Below are 21,220 nucleotides of genomic sequence, written 5' to 3' on the forward strand. Positions count from 1 at the left end.
CTACGCCCGAACCCCGGAATGCGTTGAAGCTAAAACCTCGGATGCGAACCGCTCAACGGTTCCAATCACCCAATCCGTCGGCGCCGCTCAGTGTTCCGCCCGCAGTGTTGACGACGACGACCGGGTCACCCTTCTGGGAATTCTCGAAGAACCACTGGCCGTCCTCGGTGCTGACGTTGAGGCAGCCGTGGCTGGTGTCCTCGGAGCCCTGCGCCCACTCCGACCACGGTGCGGCGTGCACGAAGATTCCGCTGTAGGAGATACGCGTCGCGTACTCGACGTACGTGCGGTAACCGTCCTCCGAATCGACAGGGACACCGTATGTGGAGGAGTCCATGTACATGTCGCGGAACTTCTCGCCCACGATGTACGTGCCGTTCGGGGTCTCGTGACCGGGCTTGCCCATCGACGTCGGCATCGTCTTCACGACCTCACCGTTGCGGGTGATGGTGATCTGATGCGTGGCGTCGTCGGCGGTGGTGATGAGCGAGTCGCCGGTGGAGAAGTCGGCGCGCGCACCGCCTGCTTCGACCGTCACCGACGTGTGCGCCGGGTAGAACTCGTTCGGCAGCCACCGGACCTGAGTGTCGTTGATCCAGTAGAAGTGACCGTCGACGGACGGCGACGTCGTCACAGCAATCGCGCGCTCCGCTGCCGCGCGATCACCGATTGCCTCGTTGAACCTGATGGCGACAGGCTGTGCGACACCGACTACCTCGCCGCCGCTGGGACTGATGGAGGGATCGGAGAAGTTCGCCGGCGCCCGTCGCTGCACCTGCGGTTCCGGGGCAGGCGCAGGAAGAGTCGGCTCGGCGGATCCGGAGAAGCCGGGAACCTCGGGTCCACCCGGCCAGAGCGGAGCAGCCTGCGCGGGCGCGACGAGCGAGGCCGCACCGAAGGCCGCCACTGCAACCAGCGACACACGAGCCACGAGACGTCGCGGCGAACGAAGAGCGAGTGACATGACTTTTCTCAGATCCGTTCTTTCCGGGACCGACACACCGAACTGCTCGGTGCACATCCGAAACCAACAGCTATTAACACATACTGCGCGGCTGATTGCTAATCGGAATGGGCGTTTCCGATGATGCCCGCTTTCTTTGCCGCGGACCGGACCTGGAATGCAGATGCGACGAAAAGAACACCGAAGACAATCGCGAACACGCCGACGAGCCACACGATGCTGAGGATGCTGCTGACCGGGAAGAACACCAGTACCAGGCCGAACAGCAGCTCGATGACTCCGGCCACGAGAAGCAGTACCCAATGCGCAGCACCGTCGAGTTTACGAAGGCGGAAAGATCCGAAGATTTCCAGAATTCCGCCCACGATCGCCCAAATTCCTATGACGAAAACGGCAGCGAGTGCAGTAATTTCGGGCCAAACGAACGCGACGATTCCGGCGCCGAGCGAAACGATTCCGCCGAGCAACCACCACACCCAGCCCGACTGCACCGTCCGCGCTCTGATCGATCGGACGATCGCCGAAATTCCGTCGACGATCGCGTACGCACCGAACACGACAACGAGCGCCCACACCGTGACCTCGGGCCATACGAGTGCAATTATCCCGAAGACGATCGCAAAGATTCCTCGAAGCAGAACCGCCCACCACAGGTCCTTGCCGATCCGGAGAAGCGCTTCCTCGTTGCTGGAGAATTGTGTCGACATGTGAAACACCGCTTTCTGTTAGGGAAGGGCAGGAATAGGCAGGGCTGGCACAGGAAGAACAGGGAGAACAGGGAGCTGTACGACGACGGTGGTGGATCGGACACCGTCGGACAGGCAGAGCTGGCCTGTCGTGACGTTGACGGCCAGGCCGGGGCCTGCGTCGCAGCGGACACCTTCCTCGGCGGTGCCGACGAAGGTCTGACCACGTTCCAGTGACACGGCCAGAGCGATTGCCCCTGCATCGGGGGAGACGATGGATACCGAATCGGTGCCGGTGGACAGGGCGCCGACGCGTCCGGACGACGTCTCCGCGGCGGCGACGCCGCCGTCGCTCGCAAGGCCGAACGCGCCGCCCTCGTTGTCGGCCCGCGCGAATGCGACGCTGTCGATGGCACGGGCGTACGCGGTGGACGTCGCGTCGTTCCTGACGCCACACGCCGAGCGGCCCTCCACCGTCACCGCCTCGGAACCGGGCGCTGCCGAGCAGGACAGGTCGGCCGCGGATGCGGCTGCCGGTGCGAGCAGCGCGGCGACCGCCACAAGCGCGAGTGCTCCGCCCACGAGTGCGGTTTTTCGTCCGTATTCGTCCCCACCGATCCCCACCACGAATGACCTTCCGCTTTCGACTGCCGACCCCGGTGTTTGGATTCTGCCACTACGGGGCATCAAACACGGGGTCTATCCGGCCCCGAAGAAAATCCGTCGAGTCACCGGCGGCACATCATTGCCGATTCGAGCGTGTAATCGCCGACTCTCCGGTCTCGTGCTCGCGCAGACCCGGTGTCGGTTCTTCGCAGGAAGTCGGCCACGCAGACTGGACATCGACATTGATCGATACTTCGACGGACATACGACGCGTTGTGGTCGTGGTGCCGGTGCACAACGAGGAAGACCTGCTCAGAGGCTGTCTCGACGCTCTGGACGTCTCTCGGAATCACGTCGGACCGCTCGACGTACGCACGATCGTGGTGCTCGACGCCTGTAGTGACGCCTCCGAGTCCATTGCCGTTCGATGGGCGTCGAGCAGTGAGGGTCGCTCCGTCGTCACCGTCGACAGGCAAAATGTCGGGGCCGCCCGCGCGGCGGGTTTTCTCGCCACCGTTGCCGTCCCAGGGACGTGGTTCGCCACCACCGACGCCGACAGCGTCACCCGGCCCGATTGGTTGTCGTCACAAATAGCGCACGCTCGGCGCGGCGCGGCCGCGGTCGCGGGAACAGTGCGAGTCGACCTCGATTCGGCCCCGGCCGGCATCGCTGCCGCCTATCGTTCGGGATACCGAAATCAGCCAGGACACCGCCACGTGCACGGTGCGAATCTCGGCATCCACGCCGACGCTTACTGGAGTGTCGGAGGCTTCGCCTCGTTGACCACGGGCGAGGACGTCGACCTCGTCCGCAAGCTGGAGAAGGCCGGTGCGCCGATCGTGTACGCATGCGACTCTCCGGTCTCGACGTCGAACCGGATGCACGGACGCGCTCCCGACGGTTTCGCCGGCCATCTGCGCTCCCTCGGCACTGTAGTTCCCGGATGAACGGTGGTTCCCGGATGAACGGCGGTACCCGAATGGACAGGGGTACTCGGACGGACGGGGGTACTCGGATGGACAGGGGCGCCGACAGCCCGGTCGTGCGGCGGCTACGACAGTGGGCCCGCGACGAGGCGTCCGATCTTCCACTGCCCGGCTCGGGTTACACCGACACCCGCTGGCAGATGCTCGCGAGTCTGAGCCGCGAGGACACGATTCTCGGACGGCTCGCCGAAGCGCACGCCGACGCTCTGGCCGTTCTCGCCGAACTCGGTGGTCCGACGCCCCGCCGTGGCCAGATCTGGGGTGTGTGGGCTGCCGAACCGCCGACGCCGGTCCTCGAGGCGGCCCAGACGTCGAACGGCTGGACTCTCACCGGCGTCAAGCCGTGGTGTTCGGGTGCGAACGTGTGCACCGACGCGTTGGTCACGGCACGCGTCGGAGACCGCTCACGAATGTTCGCCGTCGACGTGACACAGGATCTGTGCGCCCCGATCCCGCACACGTGGCACGCGGTCGGCATGGCCGAGAGCGATTCCGGCCACGTGCGTTTCGAGGGCGCCAGGGCCCACCCGGTCGGCGAACCAGGTGCCTACATCGATCGTCCCGGCTTCTGGCACGGTGCCATCGGAGTGGCGTCGTGCTGGTTCGGGAGCGCATGCGCCGTCGCCGATACCTTGCACGCCGCGGCGCGATCCGGTGCCGATCCGCACGCCCACGCACATCTCGGTGCCGTCGCAGCGGCGTTGGGTGCAGCGTCGAGTGCGTTGACGACGGCTGCAGCCGAGATCGATTCGGATCCAACCGATTCCGACGGTCGCGGCCGAACACGCGCGCGGATCGTCCGAGCGATCGTCGAGAGCGCGGCCACCGAGTGCCTCGACCGTGTCGGACGCGCCCTCGGTGCGGCGCCGTTGTGCGCGGACCACCAGCACGCACGTCGTGTCGCCGATCTGACGGTATACCTGCGACAGAGCCACGCCGAGAAGGACCTCGCAGCCCTCGGCGAGGACATAGCCGAGGAGAAGAATCCGTGGTAGACGACACAACCCCCACATTCGACGCGTCCGAGCTGGGGACTCCTGAATCCACCTGGGCTGCATGGGATCACACCTACACCCCACTCGACCTGTCACGCTGTCGTGAATTGATCGTGGTGGCACCGCATCCCGACGACGAGGTTCTCGGCGTAGGCGGCCTGATGTCCGCCGCGGTCGCCGCAGGCATCGAGGTGACACTCGTCGCCGTGACCGACGGCGGCGGATCGCACGCGGGATCGCCGACCATCTCGGCCGAGCAGTTGATCGCCGAGCGTCCCGAGGAGTCGCGTCGGGCACTGGCGGTGTTGGGCGTGGAGACGGAACCGGTTCGGCTCGGATTCGACGACGGCGACGTCGAATCCCGAGAGGCCGATCTCGCGCATGCGCTGACGCAGCTGTTGACGGGCGGACCGGGAACGTGGTGCCTGACCACCTGGCGCGGCGACGGCCACCCGGACCACGAGGCCACCGCGAGAGCGTGCCTGACCGCTGCTGCACGTACCGGCATCGCCGTGCTCGAGTATCCGGTGTGGATGTGGCACTGGGCGCATCCGAATCATCCGGACGTGCCCTGGGGTCGCGCGTTCGGAATCGATCTCGACGCCGATGTGCTCGCGGCGAAGCGAGCCGCGGTGCGTGAGTTCGCAACGCAGATCGCGCCACTGTCGGATCATCCCGCCGACCGCGCGGTATTGCCGCCGCACGTGGTGGACCGCCTGCTCCGGCCGGTCGAGGTGGTGTTCGCGTGAGCTTGCACTCCGAGTACTTCGACGGCGTCTATGCCGAGGGCGACGACCCGTTCGGCTTGAGTACCAGCTGGTACGAGGACAGAAAGTACTCGATCACGATGGCGTCGCTACCGCAGCGGCGATATCGACGCGCACTCGAACCGGGCTGCTCGATCGGGGTGCTGACCCAGCGGTTGGCCGAGCGCTGCGACTCGCTCGTCTCCACCGACGTCGTCGATCCGCCCCTTCGGTTGGCCCGTACCCGCGTCGAGTCCGAGGACGTGCGGTTCGTGAAATGGTCGCTCACCGAGAACTGGAATGTGGTCGATCCGGACGCTGCGGCGTTCGACCTGGTGGTGCTCAGCGAGGTCGGCTATTACCTCGACGAGCGAGATCTGCGAAGATCGATGGATACCGCGGCGGCGCACCTCGAGCCAGGGGGGACGCTGCTGGCGGTGCACTGGCGACATCCGGTGGCGGACTATCCGCTGACCGGCGACCAGGTGCACGGGGTGATCGCCGATACCGACGGGCTCTCGCGGCTCGGCGGTTACGTGGACGAGGATTTGATCCTGGAGGTGTTCACCGCGTCGAACGAGAGACCACAATCGATTGCGCAGAGCGAGGGACTGGCATGAACGGGGACACATCCACGCGGGGATACGACAGGGGTGGATACGACAGGGGTGGTCTCGAGTCACTGCTCGGGCCCAACAGTCTGCGCACCGATTTCGCGCCGATCGTGGATCTTCTGACATCCGAGACCATCGGCTACGAGGCCATCGTCCGTGGACCCGAGGCCACCGCGTTCGCCGAACCGGCCGCACTGGCCTCCGCTGCGCGCGCGATGGACATGACGGTCGACCTCGATCTGTTTCGGTGGGAGGGCGCAGTCAGTGCGGTGGAGAAATCCGATGCACTGCAGGGCGTGCCCCTGTTCATCGCCATCGAACCGGATTCGCTACCCCACCTTCCCGATCGTGGAACCCTCGGCGCAGGTACCGCGGTGTTGCAACTCGACGAGACCTCGCTGATTCGTCGCCCCGCGCAGTTGTTGCGCGCGGTCGCCGATGTTCGACGCCTCGGCTGGGCCATCGCCGTGGACCACGTCGGCGTGCGGCCGGAGTCGTTGGCGCTGCTCCCACTCCTCGAACCCGACGTCGTCAAGCTCGACCGTTCCCTGATCACTCGGACTCCGAGCCGGTTCACTGCCCGTGTGGTCAATGCCGTTGCCGCATACACCGAGCGGACCGGAGCGATCGTCATGGCCGAGGGTATCGACACCGAGGAGGCCGTCGGTGTGGCACGTGCGCTCGGCGCGAGCGTCGGGCAGGGCAGGTATCTCACCGAAATACATCGGCCGTCGCCCGACGCGTCGAAGCGGTTGTCGACGTTGAACTTTCGCACCTCACCCGAGCGCGGAACGCTCCCACGCTCGTCGCCGTTCCAGTTGGCGTCGGCGGGACGTGACGCCAAGCCGTCGACCAAGCGTCTTCTGGTCGAGGTCAGCAAGGGCCTGGAGTCCATCGCAGGCGAAAGCTTGCAGACCGCAGTCATTCTCGGGTCGTTCGAGAAGCGTGAACACTTCACGGTGCCGACCGCCAGGCGATGGGAAGTGATGGCGTCGCGGGCAGCCCTGGTCGGCGCACTCGCCGTCGGTATCGATTCCGAGCCCGCTCCGCGGGTGCGCGGGGCCGATCTTGCGGCCGACGATCCGGTGCGTGAAGAATGGGTCGTCGTCGTACTGTCACCGCACTTCTCGGCTGTGCTGGCCGCGAAAGATCTCGGTGACACCGGCCCCGATGCGGCGCGCCGATTCTCTTACGTCCTGAGCCACGATCCACAACTGACGGTCGACTGTGCGCGCAGCCTGCTGCTGCGGCTACCGGTCGAACGGACCGGGATGTAGCGAGCGCGCCGTCACCCCGGCAGATCTTTCTCGGCGTCCGCGACGACCTGGTTCGCGAGGTCCGCGAGTTTGGTGTTCGTGTCCTGAGACAGCCTGGACAACAGGGCAAATGCTGCTTGCGAGCTCAACTTGTACCGTTCCATGAGCATGCCCTTGGCCTGCCCGATGACGTCTCGACTCGTGAGAGCCGCGCGAATCTGCTGCTCCTCACGAGCGCTGGAGAACGCGATCGCCGCATGGGCCGCGAACAACGCCCCGATCGACTCGGCGTCGGCGTCGAACGCGAGTTTGCGCGACGAATGCAGATTGAGCGCGCCGAAATTGAAGCCTTCGACGTAGAGCTGGAAGCAGATCATGCTCTGCACACCGAGCCCGGCTGCTGCGACCGCAAATCGCGGCCACCGGTCGTCGATGTCCATGTCGTCGATACGGATGGTTCGCTGTTCGATCGCCGACTCCAGGCACGGGCCCTCACCGAGATGCTCTTGAACGGCGTCGCACTTGGCCGCGATGTCCCCCGACAGTGCAGCACTGTGTACGAACCTGCCCTGCAACACGGTGGTGATGCTGGCGTACTCGGCGGAGGGAACGTTGAGCACGGACGAGTCGGTGATCGCCTGCAACATGCGATCGGGGTCGCCGTGGTCGCGTCGCAGATCACGAGCCACTGCAGCCATCCTGCTGCCGAGGGCGAGCTCCGAACTCGACGGCGACACATCGCGCCCGAGCACCTGCTCACTCATGACAATCACCTCCATCGCAAGCCGTAAGGGTACCTCTGATCAGAGACCGCTCGGAGCGATCAGCCGATGTACGAACCTCATCTTGTCCATGACGGTCGGCGGAAGCACGAACGGATAGAGGTCCTGGTGACCCATCGAACGGTTGATCTGGTTGAGCGCCCAGGACAGCGGCAGCCACCACTCGATGATCTGATCGAAACCGACGTCACCGGGCAGGGGGCTGTCGAGGGTGGACCCGGCGGGCGCCATCCCGAACGCTGCAGCGGTGTCGAGCGTATCGCGAATGTGCAGGTAGTGAGCGAAGGTCTCGGCCCAGTCCTCGGCCGGATGCATCGTCGCGTACGACGACACGTAGTCGTCCTCCCAGTTCTCGGGTGCACCCTCGTTGTAATGCCGGTCGAGCGCGGCCTGGTAGTCGGTGTCCGGGTCGCCGAACAACTCCTCGAAGCCAGGGCGGCTCTCACCGGTGCCAACCAGCACCATCTGGTAGTAATGCCCGATCTCGTGGCGGAAGTGCCCCACCAGCGTGCGGTACGGCTCGGCCATGGACACGCGAAGCTGCTCGCGGTGCACGTCGTCGCCTTCCGCGAGGTCCAGGGTGATCAGGCCGTCGGCGTGCCCGGTCAGAACCTGCGTGTTGGCGCTCGAGAGCAGGTCGAAGGCAAGTCCGGTCGCCGGATCCTCGTCGCGGCCGACGATGGCCAGCCCGAGTTCGGTGAGTTCGAGGATGACGCGGCGCTTGTTGGTCTCGGCATCCGCGTACGCGGCCATCGCGTCGAGATCGTCGTCGGCCGGGCGAGTGCGGGTGAGCCGGCACGAGACGCAGAGTTCGACGTCGTCGGTGGAGTCGACGAGCCAGTTGCACTTGGCCGTGTTGAGGTTGGCGCACGTGCGCCAGATCGTGCCGTCGACCTCGGCCTCGGCGACGCCGTTGTCGGCTTTGTCCGGTAGCACCAACAGCGCTCGCGACGGAAGATGGAAGCCCAGTGCGCTGTGGCAGTGCAGGCACAGCGAATTCTCGAAGGACAACTTCTGTCCGCATTTGCGGCAGATCAAATCACGCATGGACGCTCAGACTTTCGTTTTTTCCGACGACCGACGCGCCGACATGTGAACAGGTCTACCGACCGACCAATATTGTCCGTTGTATATGACGGGACAGCACACCATACGATACCGCGCGGATAACAGCACGACGACGATTGCATAACGCCGCAAATGTCGGGGATGGAAGTATTCTGCGGTGTCGCGCGTTGGCCTGAGTGCGCAGTCGACACATGCTGCAGTCGACACAAAGCTACGAGAATCGATCGAGGGGACCTTTTTCACCGATGAGCACGAACCCGTCCACCACCACCCTCGGAGCCCTCGCCTCATGGCCGAGATGACGCCGACGCTGTCCCCGGTCCGCCGATTCGCCCAACGTCTGACTGCGTCGATGGGTCATGCGGCAAGTGCGACCCCCGGCCCACACGGGGCCAAGAACAGCGAAACACTGGCGGCCGGGTTTCTGCTCGGCGCCACCGTTCTTGCCCTCGTCTGGGCCAACTCGCCTTTCGGCGGCACCTACGACACCTTCTGGCACACCGAGATCTCGATCTCGATCGGCAACCACGGCATCGCCCTCGACCTGGCGCACTGGGTCAACGACGGCCTCATGGCCCTGTTCTTCTTCGTCGTCGGCCTCGAGGTCAAGCGCGAGTTCGCGATGGGCGAGCTGACCGATCGATCACGAGCCAGCATTCCCATCGTCGCCGCGCTCGCAGGCCTGGCGTTACCTGCGCTGCTGTTTCTGCTGCTCAACCCCTCGGGTGAGGCCGCAACCGCGTGGGGCGTCGTCATCTCCACGGACACCGCGTTCCTGCTCGGTGCGCTCGCCGTCATCGGGCCGAAGAAGGCGGCACGGCTGCGCATCTTCCTGCTGACCCTGGCCGTCGCCGACGATGTCGGTGCGCTCGCGATCATCGCGTTCTTCTACACCGACACGCTCGAGATCGTGCCTCTGATACTCGCCTTCGTCGGGTTGGCCGCAATCGCGCTCCTCCGCAGAATGGAGGTCTGGCGCGGAATCGGATATCTCGTCGTCTCCATCGCCACGTGGGTCGCGTTCTACGAGTCGGGTGTGCACCCGACACTTGCAGGCGTCATGATCGCGTTGATCCTGCCGGTGTATCCGCCGCGTCGAAAAGAAGTCGAGCGGGCGGCCGATCTCACTCGTGCCTTCAGCCAATCTCCCAATCCGGACTACGCCCGCGCCGCGAGACTCGGCCTGGATCAAGCGGTCTCGGTCAACGAACGGCTCATGCGCCTCTACCAGCCGTACACGGCCTTCATCATCGTGCCGATATTCGCGCTCGCCAACGCCGGCGTCGTCCTCAGCGGCGACACGCTACGAGCCGCGGCGACCTCACCGCTCACGTGGGGAATCGTCGTCGGCCTCGTCCTCGGGAAGCTGATCGGAATCACCGGCGCAGCAGCGATATTCGCCAAGATCAAACCTGACGCTCTCGCCCCCGGATTGACGTTGTCGCACATAGCCGGTGGCGCCGCGCTGTCGGGAATCGGGTTCACCATCTCGCTGTTCATCGTCGATCTCGCACTCGACGACCCATTGCTCGCCGACGAGGCGCGGGTGGGCGTGCTCGCGGCATCGGTCATCGCCGCGACGCTCGGCTGGATCCTGTTCCGGATCGACCGGCGGGTGCATCCACCCCGAACGGACATCTCGCACAAAATACTTCGGCCCGTCGACCCGAAGCGGGATCACATCCGCGGCCCCGTCGACGCACCACTGACGTTGGTCGAGTACGGCGACTTCGAATGCCCGTTCTGCAGCAAGGCAACCGGCAGCATCCGCGAAGTGCGCGCACATTTCGGCGACAACGTGCGCTACGTATTCCGGCACCTACCGCTCGACGACTACCACCCCCATGCCCGCTACGCCGCGCACGCCAGCGAAGCCGCTGCGGCGCAGGGAAAGTTCTGGGAGTTGGCCGATGTGTTGTTCGACCACAGCGACGCTCTGCAACCGGACGACATCGCCGAGTACGCCGCCGCGCTCGGACTCGACATCGACCGCTTCGAGGAGGATCTGCGGACCGGCGACTACGTCGTACGCGTCGAGGACGACGAACTCGACGCAAGGTCGAGTGACGTCGAGGGCACCCCGACGTTCTACCTCGGCCGAGGAGACAAGAACCTGACCCGCCACACCGGCCCGTACGACGCGGCCTCGCTCATTCGGGAACTCGAGGCCTACTGAGATACTCGAGGCCTGCTGAGATACTCGCTCATTCTGGTACTCGTGGCCTACTGCGCCTGCTCGATCTTGTTGCCGTGCTCGTCCCAGTGTTCGGCTACTTTCTTCGACGGCTGAACGCGGGGCGGCTCGCCGGGCATCTTGGGGTAGTCGGGCGGGAAGTTGAGCTCCCCGCCCGGCAACGTCTCCCATAGGTTCAACAGTGGTTCGAGCGAGTACGCCTGGGAGTCCATGTCGTCCCATGCGTCGCCGTCGGCGAGGAAGTCCGGGACGGTGGTGATGTTGTAGTCGCGGGGATCGGTGACGTCGGCCAGCTGCGCCCACGTCATCGGCGTGCTGACGGGAGCTCCTGGCCGGGCCCGCAAACTCCACGCGCTGGCGATGGTGCGATCCCTGTTGTTCTGGTTGTAGTCGAGGAAGATGCGTTCTCCGCGTTCTTCTTTCCACCATTTTGTGGTCACGCCGTCGTCGCGACGTTCCAGCTCGCGTCCGAGCCCGATGGCCGCATGCCGCACCTGCTCGAAGGTGTAGTCGGGCGCGATTCGCACGTAGATGTGAATTCCACGATTGCCGCTCGTCTTGGGATAACCCCGCAGACCCAACTCCTCGAGCAGCTCACGGGTGACCTCGGCGACCCGCTTGGCGTCGGCGAACGTGGTACCCGGCTGCGGATCGAGATCGAGTCGAAGCTCGTCGGGATGGTCGACGTCGGGGCGACGCACGGGCCACGGATGGAACGTCACTGTGCCCATCTGCGCGGCCCACACTGCCGCCGCGGGCTCGCTCGGACACAGTTCTTCGGCGGTGCGACGCGACGGGAACGCGATCTCGACGGTCTCGATCCACTCGGGAGCGCCCTTGGGAAGCCGCTTCTGATAGAAACCGTCGCCCTCTTTGTCCTGGGGGCCGAACGCGAGCCGCATGCCGTCGCGGTACCCGTCCGGCCAGCGTTCCATGGCTGTCGGACGCTCGCCGATCGCGCGAAGCAGAGGCTCGCCGACGGCGGCGAAGTACTCGCAGACAGCCAGTTTGGTGATGGCGGGTGTTCGATCGGTGGCCTCGTAGATGACGCGGTCGGGGCTCGAGACCCGCACCTCACGCCCAGCCGCGTCCACGAATGCGGGAGGAGTCTTTGCAGCCATGTCAGTTTCCCCCTGCAATCACATCTGCGACGTCGTAGTTCACCGGGACTTCGAGTTGCTCGTACGTGCACGAGAGCGGGTCACGGTCGGGACGCCACCGCAGGAATCGGGCTGCGTGCCGCAGTCGCTCGCCTTCCATCTGGTCGTAGGCGACCTCGACGACGCGTTCGATGCGCAGCGGCACCCAGCTGCGATCCTTGTTCGACGTCCATCGGTTCGGCTCACCGGACTTGGGATCCTCCCCGGTGCGCAGCGGCTGCAGTTCCTCGAGCAGTTCCACTCGTCGCTTGTCCGTGAACGCCGAAGCTCCACCGATCATTCGCAGCTGATCGCCGTCGTAGAGCCCGAGGAGCAGGGATCCGATTCCGTTGCCGGACTTGTGCACTCGGTAACCGATCAGCGCGCAGTCCGCGGTGCGCGCATGCTTGATCTTGATCATCTCACGCTTGTTCGGCAGGTAGATGCCGTCGAGTTTCTTCGCGACGACACCGTCGAGGCCTGCACCCTCGAAACGCTCGAACCAGTCCTGCGCCGTCGCGGCGTCGTCGGTGGCGCTGGTGACCTGACAGCGACGTCCGCCCGCGGGACCTCCGTCGCCCATGACGTCCAGGAGCTTGGCACGTCGAACGTGGAACGGCTCGGGAGTCAGATCCGCCGAGCCGAGGGCCAGCAGATCGAATCCGACGAACATCGACGGCGTCTTCTCCGCCAGCATCCGCACACGGCTGTCCGCTGGATGGATTCTCTCCGACAGCGCATCCCAGTCGAGGCGCGTGCGGCCGTCGATCTCGCGCGGCACGACGATTTCGCCGTCCACCACGACGCGATCCGGCAACTCTTCTCGCACGTTCTCGACCAACTCGGGGAAGTATCGCGCCAGGTCCTTGCCGCCGCGGGATCCGAGAATCACCTCGTCGCCGTCGCGAAAGACGATCGCACGAAAGCCGTCCCACTTGGGCTCGTACGACCACGACGCCGGTCCGTCCTCGGGCTGACTCGGCACCACTTTCGCTGCCTTCGCGAGCATCGGCTGCAGGGGCCATTCGACAGGTAGGTCCACGGGGTCAATAGTGCCCCATCGGTACGACAGCTTCACCGAAACGAGACTCCGAGAAGATCGATGCTGCTCTCGGGCGGTTCGTCGGATATTTTAGCCTTCGACCTGTACCTGTAGGAACTCAGAGCTAGGACACCATCGATGACTCTCTTCGGCCGAGCGATCCGGGGTGCCGCTGTCGCTGCGTCCGCATGCGCGCTCGTGTTTCTGGCAGGCTGCGGTTCCGACGTCACACCCCGCGCGATACCGGCGGCCGACGCCGGGCCTGCGCCGACGTCCTCGGTGTCGACTTCCTCGGCCAAGCCGAGCACACCCCCTGGGCAACAGGGCGAGGACACCGGTGGTGACGTCGACATCGACGTCGAGATCGGTGAGTGCGTTCAGCTCGGCGGAACCATGACCGAGGCGGAGATCGACAACGCGACGTGCGGCAGTCCCGAGTCGAACTACAAGGTGATCGCGAAGGTCCCCACCGGTGACGAGTGCTCCACCGACGCCGACCAGTACTACTACGAGACCTACGGCGGGGTCGAGCAGGGCGCGCTGTGCCTCGACGTCGACTGGGTCGTCGACGGATGCATGGACCTGTCGGGTGACGACCCGCTTCGCATCGACTGCAACTCGCCTGGATCGAGCACCGTCCGCGTGGTGGAGGTGTTGCCGGGAACCACCGATGTCGAGGAGTGCGCGGATCCCGCGTCGAGCGGTTACGCCTACGACCAGCGGAACTTCATCGTGTGCGTCGAAGAGCTGTAGCGGAACATGATCGGCGACGGTTCGGTCCCGCTGAAGTCCGCACGGGGGCGCTGGATCGTCGCTGCCACCGTGCTCGGATCCTCCCTTGCGATGCTCGACGCCACCGTCGTCAACGTCGCGCTACCGGACATCGCCCGTGATCTCGGATCCGGTGTCGCCGGGCTGCAGTGGACCCTCAGCGGCTACACGCTGACCCTCGCGTCGCTGATCCTGCTCGGCGGGGCACTCGGTGACCGTCTCGGCCGCCGGAAGGTGTTCGTGTGGGGCACCGTCTGGTTCGCGCTCGCGTCGGTACTGTGCGGGTTGGCACCGAACATCGAGGTCCTCGTCGCTGCTCGACTGCTCCAGGGAGTCGGCGCCGCGCTGCTGACGCCGGGCAGTCTCGCGTTGATCTCGGCGTCGATCCACGAGGACGACCGAGGAGCCGCCATCGGCATGTGGTCGGGCCTCGGCGGAGTCGCCTCCGCGATCGGTCCGCTGCTCGGTGGGTGGCTCGTCGAGGTGGCCGGGTGGCGGTCGGTGTTCCTGCTCAACATCCCCCTCGCCGTCGCAGTGGTGTGGGTGGCGATGAAACACGTTCCGGAGAGCCGCGATCCGCACGCCGCAGGCAAGCTCGACCTGCCGGGAGCCGCGGTCGTGGCCGTGGCGCTCGGACTGCTCACCTACGGATTCATCGGGTCGTCGTGGATCGTCGTCGTCCTCGGAGTCGCGGCCGTCGGGGCGTTCTTCGTCGTCGAGCACCGATCTCGCACTCCGCTCGTGCCGCCGTCGTTGTTCGCTTCCCGCGTCTTTCTCGCCGCCAATCTCGTGACGCTCGCGGTGTACGCCGCGCTCGGCGGTGTCTTCTTCCTGCTGATCCTGCAGCTGCAGTTGGCGCTGAACTACTCTCCGATCGCCGCAGGAGTCGCGACCCTGCCGATCACCGTGCTGATGCTGCTGCTGTCGGCCCGCACCGGCAGGCTCGCGCAGCGCATCGGTCCGCGAATCCCCATGACGATCGGCCCGCTGATCGCCGCGACCGGACTGGTGCTCATGCTGCGCATCCAACCGGGCGCCACGTACCTCGCGCACGTACTGCCTGCCGTCGTCGTGTTCGGTCTCGGACTCTCGATCCTGGTCGCCCCGCTCACCGGGGCCGTGCTCGGTGCCGTCTCGACCGACCGCGCAGGCATCGCGTCGGGTGTCAACAACGCCGTCGCGCGCACCAGCCAGTTGCTCGCCGTCGCAGCGCTACCCGGACTCGCCGGAATCTCGGGAGTCGACTACGACGACCCTGCCGTCTTCTCCAGCGGATTCCACACCGCAATGATCATCTGCGCAGCGCTGTTGGTGGTCGGTGCGCTGATCGCCGCCCTGATGATCCGAGGCGAGCGTAGGTCCGAGCCGGACTCCATCGACTGCAGGCCGCACTGCGATCTGTCCTCTCCTGCAGTGAGCCCTCACGAGCAGGTTTAGGCTTGACCGTGGATACAGCCCGAATATCCACGTAGAGGTCAGGAGTGCCATGTCGACCGAGAACGATTCACCGGACATCAAGCCGAGGAGCCGCGATGTCACCGACGGCTTGGAGAAAACCGCCGCCCGAGGCATGTTGCGTGCAGTCGGCATGGGGGACGGCGACTGGGGCAAGTCCCAGATCGGTGTCGCATCGTCGTGGAACGAGATCACCCCGTGCAACCTCTCCCTCGAACGCCTCGCGAAGGCCGTCAAGGTAGGCGTCCACGCCGCAGGCGGGTATCCCCTCGAGTTCGGCACGATCTCCGTTTCCGACGGCATCTCGATGGGCCACGAGGGCATGCACTTCTCCCTCGTCTCGCGTGAGGTCATCGCCGACAGCGTCGAAACCGTCATCAGTGCTGAGCGTCTCGACGGATCGGTCCTCCTCGCCGGATGCGACAAGTCTCTGCCCGGCATGCTCATGGCTGCGGCTCGACTCGACCTGTCGAGCGTGTTTCTGTACGCAGGCTCCACCCTGCCCGGATTCGCGACGCTGTCCGACGGCAGCGAGCACCAGGTCACCATCATCGACGCATTCGAAGCCGTCGGTGCGTGCTCACGCGGACTGATGTCGCGCGCCGACGTCGACACGATCGAACGCGCCATCTGTCCCGGCGAAGGCGCCTGCGGCGGAATGTACACCGCCAACACGATGGCCAGTGCCGCCGAAGCCATGGGAATGTCGTTGCCGGGCAGCGCATCTCCGCCCGCACCCGACCGTCGCCGCGACCAGTTCGCACACGCGAGCGGTGAGGCGGTCGTCGAACTGCTGCGACGCGGAATCACCGCACGCGACATCCTCACCAAGGAAGCTTTCGAGAACGCGATCGCCGTCGTCATGGCGTTCGGTGGGTCGACCAACGCGGTGCTGCACCTGCTGGCCATCGCACACGAAGCCGAAGTGGAACTGACGCTCGACGACTTCACCCGCGTCGGCGCGAAGGTCCCCCACCTCGCCGACGTCAAACCGTTCGGCAAGCACGTCATGACCGACGTCGACGCCATCGGCGGGGTCCCGGTCGTCATGAAGGCGCTTCTCGACGCGGGCCTCATGCACGGCGACTGCTTGACCGTCACCGGAAAGACCGTCGCCGAGAACCTCGCCCACATCGCACCGCCCGACCCCGACGGAAAGGTGCTGCGCGCGATGAGCGAACCGATCCACCCGACCGGCGGCATCACGATCCTGAAGGGTTCGCTCGCACCGGGCGGCGCCGTCGTCAAGTCCGCGGGATTCGATTCCGATGTCTTCGTCGGTACCGCACGCGTATTCGAACGTGAACGCGCTGCGATGGATGCACTGGAGGACGGCACGATCGCCGCGGGCGACGTCGTCGTCATCCGCTACGAAGGCCCCAAGGGCGGACCCGGCATGCGCGAGATGCTCGCCATCACCGGCGCGATCAAGGGCGCAGGGCTCGGCAAGGACGTCCTGCTCCTGACCGACGGCCGATTCTCCGGCGGCACCACCGGCCTGTGCGTCGGGCATGTGGCGCCGGAAGCCGTCGACGGTGGCCCTGTCGCCTTCGTCCGCGACGGTGATCAGATCCGCCTCGACGTCGGCAAAGGCACACTCGACCTCCTCGTCGACGACGCGGAACTCGAATCACGCAAACAGGGTTGGGCGCCCCTGCCTCCCCGTTACACCCGCGGTGTGCTCGCCAAGTACGCCAAGCTCGTCGGTTCGGCGTCGGACGGTGCTGTGCTCGTCTAGATCAGCGCGCTCTACCCTCGCCCGCCGCCCCGCCCCCGGCATCGCTTGAATGGTCCATTCATACGCTCAGATAGCTTGAATGGTCCATTCAAGCAGGGGGTGGGGCGGGCGGCGGGCGCTACAGCGGCGAAAACTACAGCGGCATGGCCCAGATCGAGCTGGACCGCTCCTGGAACTCACTGCATCTGCGGTGCGCGGAATCGCCGTAGTGGTAGAAGTTCTGGAGGGTCGGGCCTGCGGGCTTCAGGGGTCGACCAGCAGCGGGTCGACCAGCAGCGGGTCGATGGACTGCGGACAGACGGACGGGCAGTTCGGCGAGATCGAGTGCGGCGTCGAGTTCTTCCTCCGCGAGCCTGCGGCGGTTGCGGGCGATGTCGGCGAGCGCCAACTGGTGAATGGTGATGCGCCCGCCGACGTCGAACGCCGCTTCGTTCTTCTCGGCTGCTTCGAGCTCGATCACCTTCGCTGCCAGCTGATAGATGCTCGGCCGTGAGAGCTCCTCGTCGACAATCGCTTCCGAGGCTCGGGCCACGGGTGGCTTCTGCGCCGACGGCTGCTCCAACAGTCGTTCCAATGCATCCACCTCACGCTTGGCCACCTCCTGCGCAGCCACCTCTTGCGCAGCCTCTTCCTGCACGGCTACAGGTTCACGCTTCGGCGGTGACGGAAGCAGAACAGCCACGACGACGGCTCCGATTCCGAACATCACGGTGGCGATCAACGATGTGTGTTCGACGGCGGCGGCGTAGGCGGCGATGGCGTTCGCCTGGAGACTGTCCGCGTACCCCGTCAGAAATGCGTTGTCGCGCAGTATGTCCGCGACGATCACCGCCCCTGCGACCGAGTCGCCCGACGCTTCGATAGCCTGCGCTGCCTGGGCTGTCGGCTCTCCGCTCGGCGTTTTCCCGGGGAAGCCGGCGAGGAAGTCGACGATTCCGCCGCGGTACGTCGTCGCCAGTACCGATCCCAGGATCGCAATTCCGAGCGATCCTCCGAGCTCGAGGGCAGTGTCGTTGAGACCGCCTGCAACGCCGAGCTTGTCGTCGGGAAACTCGGCCATGATCGCGTCGGTGCACGGCGACACACTCAGTCCGATGGCGAGCCCAAGCAGCACCAGCACTGGCAGGAAGTTCACATATGTTGCGGTGGTGTCGATTCCGATCATCGAGACCACCGCCAGGGTCCCCAGAACCATCCCGGACGTGACGGTGTACTTCATGCCGTACCGAGGCGTCAGCCACTGCGTCATGCCCGAGCCCACGAACACCGCGATGGCCAACGGCAGCAGGTGTACCCCGGTGGAGACCGGTCCGAAGTCGAGTACGAACTGAAAGTACTGCGCCACATAGTAAATGGCGCCGAAGGTGACGAGGAAGAACAGAAGCACTGCCAGTACGGCGCCACTGAGAACTCGCGACCGAAACGCACGGATATCGAGAAGTGGAGTGGGGTGGCGAAACTCCCAGGCGACGAACGCCACTCCGCCCAACAACCCGACGGCCGCGAAATACGTCGGCCCCACGCTCCACCCGAAGTGTGTGCCTTCGATGATCGAGTAGACGATCGCCGAGACGGTCAGCACGGAGAGCACACCGCCGAGCCAGTCGATTCGCCCGGGATCGAGTGCGCGCGAAGGAGGAACGACGACGACGGCGGCAGCGATCGCGACGAGCGTGATCGGCACGTTCAGCAGAAAGCTCGATCCCCACCAATAGTGTTCGAGCAGCAAGCCCGCCAGGAGCGGACCCAGCGCGATGGCAAGCCCCGACGTCGCCGCCCAGATCGTCACAGCGGTAGCACGTTCGCGTTTCGGGAACGTGGCGACCAGGAGAGACAGCGTCGCGGGCATGACTATCGCTGCGGCAACTCCCATCACGATACGAGCCAGGATGACCCCGATCGCCGCTTCCGTGAGCGCTCCCGCAATCGATCCGGCAGTGAAGACCAACAGTCCGATCAGCAGTGCCCCACGCCGACTGTAGCGGTCGCCGATCACTCCGAACAGCAGCATCAGTGCCGCGTACGGCACGGTGTAACCGTCGATGACCCACTGCAGGTCGCTGCTGGTCAGCTGCAGATCGAGTGTCATCGACGGCGCCGCGACGAGCAGCGACGTGTTGGCCATGACGACCACGAGCAGGCTCAGGCACAGCACCGACAACGCCGCCCAACGCTTGGTGTACGGCCGCTCCATGTCTCGAACAGGCGTCATCGCCAGCAATGTCATGTGTGTTTCCCCCCCTGTGCACCACGCGACACACCGTGCGCAGTGCTGTGCAGCCTAGGAAGAATGCGATAGAGTCCGCAATTCTTTGTGGCGGCCGTTACATTCGGAGGCTGGACACGTGAAGACGTCGGACATGAAAGCGTCGGACATGAAAGCGTCGGACATGAAAGTGCCACCGTGTCAATTCATCTGACACGGTGGCACAGTCTCCGCGCGGGCGCGGAGGAAGATCTATTTCAGTCGGCGATCACGCGATGGGAACGAACCCGGCTCCCACTGCATTTCCTGCATCGATGTGGCGCAGGATGGCGTCGATGTTGGTACCTACCTCGGGACCGAAGCATGCGAAGCCGAGGTATGCGTTGACCATTCCGACAAGCGTGGTGCCGACGACGACCGGGCTGCCCGAGTCACCTTCGACGACACACAGCTGGGACCAGGTCTCCTGGGACTGCAGGATGTCGCCGTATGCGATGCCACAGGTGTTGCCCGTGGTGCGGCCTTCCTTGCAGACGATGTTCGGGAACGCGGTGGGCGGCCCGACCTGCGTGATGGTCAGGTTTCCGACGTGATTGACGGGGATGACCTTGGCGCGATCGAACTCGATTACTGCGTAATCGTATTCAGGATTGGAGAAGGCAATGTGGCCGACGACTCCCGCATCCGTGTTGTATTCGGGGATGATCGTGGCGCCCGCGCCTCCGCAGTGACCTGCAGTGATACCGACGAGGCGACCCGAAGCATCGTTGCCGATCGTCGTCAGCGTGCACTCCGCGGCGCTGTCGACGATGATCCCGGAGCCTCCCCCCAGAACCGCCGGAGCGGCAGCGGATGCGGTCCCGACGCCGAAGCTCGCAGCAACTGCTGCTGCTGCGACGGCGACGAGCATGAACTTCTTCAACATGTATTCCCTCTCCAGCGGTGTCCGCAGAACCCTAGCAATAAGTACCGCCGATGGACGAGTGCCTTCGCCAACGTTCTTGTCACGACCGAGCCTGCGTTCCTGTCACGACCGAGCCACTGTTCCCGTCGCGACCGGGTGGCCGAGTCCGGACCGTTACCTGCCGTCGCCCTCGAGCGCAGCCAGCATCGATTGGGCTTCCTGAAGCTGACGGCTCAGTTCCGCGACCCGCTGCTCGGCTTCCTCGCGCGCATGAGAGATGACAGCGTCGACAGCCGCAAGGGCCGAGTCGTCGCCCAGCTCGCGCACTGCTCGCGAGACCGATTCGGGGGTGACGGGCTGGGCTTTGCCCGGCCTCCTGGCGCCGTGAGTGACGGTGACGGACCAGTCGTTGTCGGCGCCGGCGTGGATGGTGACGCTGACGCTGTCCGGGCCCTTCTTGCCCTTGCGTGCCGCAACCGGGGCCGCAGGCTTCGGAGCAACAGGCTTCGGAGCGACAGGCTTGGCAACGACAGCCTTGGGAACCGCGGCAGCTTTGGACGCCACAGCCTTGGGAACCACAGCCGGCTCGGTCCATTCGGCCACGACCGGTTTCGGGGCCGGAGCCTTGGCGGGCGTGGCTGCAGGCTTCGGCGCGCCACCCGGTGGGTTTCGGGTGATCCGGAGTTCCTCGGCCTCGAAGGGCAGCTCGTCGTTGACGCCCTTGGGGCTGATCGTGACGGTGTTGCCGGAGATGGAGACGACCTTGGCCGACGTGCCTTCGGGAAGGCCGAGACTCGGCGTCGCCTCGATCAGGTAGACCGTGGCGCGCTTGCCCTCCGCGAGTGCGGACGCGAGTGTCTCCAGATTCTGGGGTGTGAGGGATTCGTTCGCGGCCGAACGTCTACGCGGTGGCATCGGTGGCAGACCTCTCTCGAAAGTGTTTGCGAATACTGTCGCACATCCAGGGACCGGTTCGCACGGTGGTGTGGCGGCCGCCTAGCGATGCACGAACTCCGCTCGTGTGGGCCGCGTCACGCGTAGCCTGACGTCGTACCTGTTTCGCGAGGT

The 21,220-nt window shown here is 65.4% G+C and carries 19 protein-coding genes; 9 read left to right on the forward strand and 10 right to left on the reverse strand.

Annotated features, from left to right (window positions below; all coding sequences use genetic code 11):
• Positions 1 to 52: 52 nt before the first annotated feature.
• The 3 genes from RY1_RS16270 to RY1_RS16280 all read right to left on the reverse strand — a co-directional run bounded on the left by RY1_RS16270 (position 53) and on the right by RY1_RS16280 (position 2,274).
• Positions 53 to 964, reverse strand: a complete 912-nt coding sequence (locus RY1_RS16270; RefSeq protein ID WP_072804929.1) for a L,D-transpeptidase — start codon at positions 962 to 964, stop codon at positions 53 to 55.
• Positions 965 to 1,062: 98 nt separating this feature from the next.
• Entirely contained in the window at positions 1,063 to 1,671 is a 609-nt protein-coding gene (locus RY1_RS16275; protein ID WP_072804825.1) for an HdeD family acid-resistance protein, read from the reverse strand.
• An 18-nt stretch (positions 1,672 to 1,689) separates the two neighbouring features.
• Positions 1,690 to 2,274, reverse strand: a complete 585-nt coding sequence (locus RY1_RS16280) for a DUF6764 family protein (RefSeq protein WP_174565400.1) — start codon at positions 2,272 to 2,274, stop codon at positions 1,690 to 1,692.
• Positions 2,275 to 2,498: 224 nt separating this feature from the next.
• On the opposite strand from RY1_RS16280, the gene RY1_RS16285 reads away from it, so the two are divergent.
• The 5 genes from RY1_RS16285 to RY1_RS16305 all read left to right on the forward strand — a co-directional run bounded on the left by RY1_RS16285 (position 2,499) and on the right by RY1_RS16305 (position 6,874).
• Positions 2,499 to 3,203, forward strand: a complete 705-nt coding sequence (locus RY1_RS16285) for a glycosyltransferase family 2 protein (RefSeq protein WP_072804826.1) — start codon at positions 2,499 to 2,501, stop codon at positions 3,201 to 3,203.
• A 68-nt stretch (positions 3,204 to 3,271) separates the two neighbouring features.
• Positions 3,272 to 4,237 carry an acyl-CoA dehydrogenase family protein gene (locus RY1_RS30645; RefSeq protein WP_072804828.1) on the forward strand — a complete coding sequence of 322 codons (966 nt, stop codon included), beginning with the start codon at positions 3,272 to 3,274 and terminating at the stop codon, positions 4,235 to 4,237.
• A complete protein-coding gene (locus RY1_RS16295) occupies positions 4,231 to 4,986 on the forward strand; it encodes a PIG-L deacetylase family protein (RefSeq protein WP_072804829.1) in 756 nt (251 codons plus the stop codon). The genes RY1_RS30645 and RY1_RS16295 overlap by 7 nt, the downstream gene beginning before the upstream one ends.
• Entirely contained in the window at positions 4,983 to 5,603 is a 621-nt protein-coding gene (locus RY1_RS16300; RefSeq protein ID WP_072804831.1) for a class I SAM-dependent methyltransferase, read from the forward strand. Before RY1_RS16295 ends, RY1_RS16300 begins: the two co-directional genes overlap by 4 nt.
• Positions 5,600 to 6,874 (forward strand): EAL domain-containing protein, encoded by a 1,275-nt coding sequence (locus tag RY1_RS16305; RefSeq protein WP_072804833.1) that lies wholly within the window; start codon positions 5,600 to 5,602, stop codon positions 6,872 to 6,874. Before RY1_RS16300 ends, RY1_RS16305 begins: the two co-directional genes overlap by 4 nt.
• Positions 6,875 to 6,885: 11 nt before the next feature.
• Here the strand turns inward: RY1_RS16305 and RY1_RS16310 are convergent, their stop codons facing one another.
• Together RY1_RS16310 and RY1_RS16315 are read right to left on the reverse strand one after the other, a co-directional pair.
• On the reverse strand, positions 6,886 to 7,626 hold the full coding sequence (locus RY1_RS16310; protein WP_174565403.1) for a GAF and ANTAR domain-containing protein: 741 nt from the start codon (positions 7,624 to 7,626) through the stop codon (positions 6,886 to 6,888).
• Positions 7,627 to 7,656: 30 nt separating this feature from the next.
• On the reverse strand, positions 7,657 to 8,682 hold the full coding sequence (locus RY1_RS16315) for a zinc-binding metallopeptidase family protein (protein ID WP_072804835.1): 1,026 nt from the start codon (positions 8,680 to 8,682) through the stop codon (positions 7,657 to 7,659).
• A 373-nt stretch (positions 8,683 to 9,055) separates the two neighbouring features.
• Between RY1_RS16315 and nhaA the strand changes: the two genes are divergently transcribed.
• On the forward strand, positions 9,056 to 10,879 hold the full coding sequence (gene nhaA, locus RY1_RS16320) for a Na+/H+ antiporter NhaA (RefSeq protein WP_371829482.1): 1,824 nt from the start codon (positions 9,056 to 9,058) through the stop codon (positions 10,877 to 10,879).
• A gap of 47 nt (positions 10,880 to 10,926) precedes the next feature.
• Here the strand turns inward: nhaA and RY1_RS16325 are convergent, their stop codons facing one another.
• Both RY1_RS16325 and RY1_RS16330 read right to left on the reverse strand, forming a co-directional pair.
• Positions 10,927 to 12,018, reverse strand: a complete 1,092-nt coding sequence (locus RY1_RS16325; RefSeq protein WP_072804838.1) for a DNA polymerase domain-containing protein — start codon at positions 12,016 to 12,018, stop codon at positions 10,927 to 10,929.
• Position 12,019: 1 nt separating this feature from the next.
• Positions 12,020 to 13,078, reverse strand: coding sequence for an ATP-dependent DNA ligase (locus RY1_RS16330; RefSeq protein ID WP_072804934.1), 1,059 nt, complete (start codon positions 13,076 to 13,078; stop codon positions 12,020 to 12,022).
• Between the two features lie 138 nt (positions 13,079 to 13,216).
• Here RY1_RS16330 and lppU point away from each other — a divergent pair, with 138 nt between their 5' ends.
• The 3 genes from lppU to ilvD are packed head-to-tail and all read left to right on the forward strand — an operon-like array spanning position 13,217 to position 17,042.
• Positions 13,217 to 13,831, forward strand: a complete 615-nt coding sequence (gene lppU, locus RY1_RS16335; protein WP_072804840.1) for an LppU family putative lipoprotein — start codon at positions 13,217 to 13,219, stop codon at positions 13,829 to 13,831.
• Between the two features lie 6 nt (positions 13,832 to 13,837).
• Entirely contained in the window at positions 13,838 to 15,286 is a 1,449-nt protein-coding gene (locus RY1_RS16340; RefSeq protein ID WP_072804841.1) for an MFS transporter, read from the forward strand.
• Positions 15,287 to 15,335: 49 nt separating this feature from the next.
• Positions 15,336 to 17,042, forward strand: coding sequence for a dihydroxy-acid dehydratase (gene ilvD, locus RY1_RS16345; protein WP_072804843.1), 1,707 nt, complete (start codon positions 15,336 to 15,338; stop codon positions 17,040 to 17,042).
• 133 nt (positions 17,043 to 17,175) lie between these two features.
• On the opposite strand, the gene RY1_RS16350 is transcribed toward ilvD, so the two are convergent.
• The 3 genes from RY1_RS16350 to RY1_RS16360 all read right to left on the reverse strand — a co-directional run bounded on the left by RY1_RS16350 (position 17,176) and on the right by RY1_RS16360 (position 21,067).
• Positions 17,176 to 19,269 (reverse strand): MFS transporter, encoded by a 2,094-nt coding sequence (locus tag RY1_RS16350; RefSeq protein WP_084727472.1) that lies wholly within the window; start codon positions 19,267 to 19,269, stop codon positions 17,176 to 17,178.
• A 247-nt stretch (positions 19,270 to 19,516) separates the two neighbouring features.
• Positions 19,517 to 20,173: a chymotrypsin family serine protease gene (locus RY1_RS16355; protein ID WP_072804847.1), complete on the reverse strand. Its 657-nt coding sequence runs from the start codon at positions 20,171 to 20,173 to the stop codon at positions 19,517 to 19,519.
• 153 nt (positions 20,174 to 20,326) lie between these two features.
• Positions 20,327 to 21,067, reverse strand: coding sequence for a DUF6319 family protein (locus RY1_RS16360; protein ID WP_072804849.1), 741 nt, complete (start codon positions 21,065 to 21,067; stop codon positions 20,327 to 20,329).
• Positions 21,068 to 21,220 lie beyond the last annotated feature (153 nt).

The organism is Rhodococcus yunnanensis NBRC 103083, from assembly GCF_001895005.1.
Lineage (GTDB): Bacteria > Actinomycetota > Actinomycetes > Mycobacteriales > Mycobacteriaceae > Rhodococcoides > Rhodococcoides yunnanense.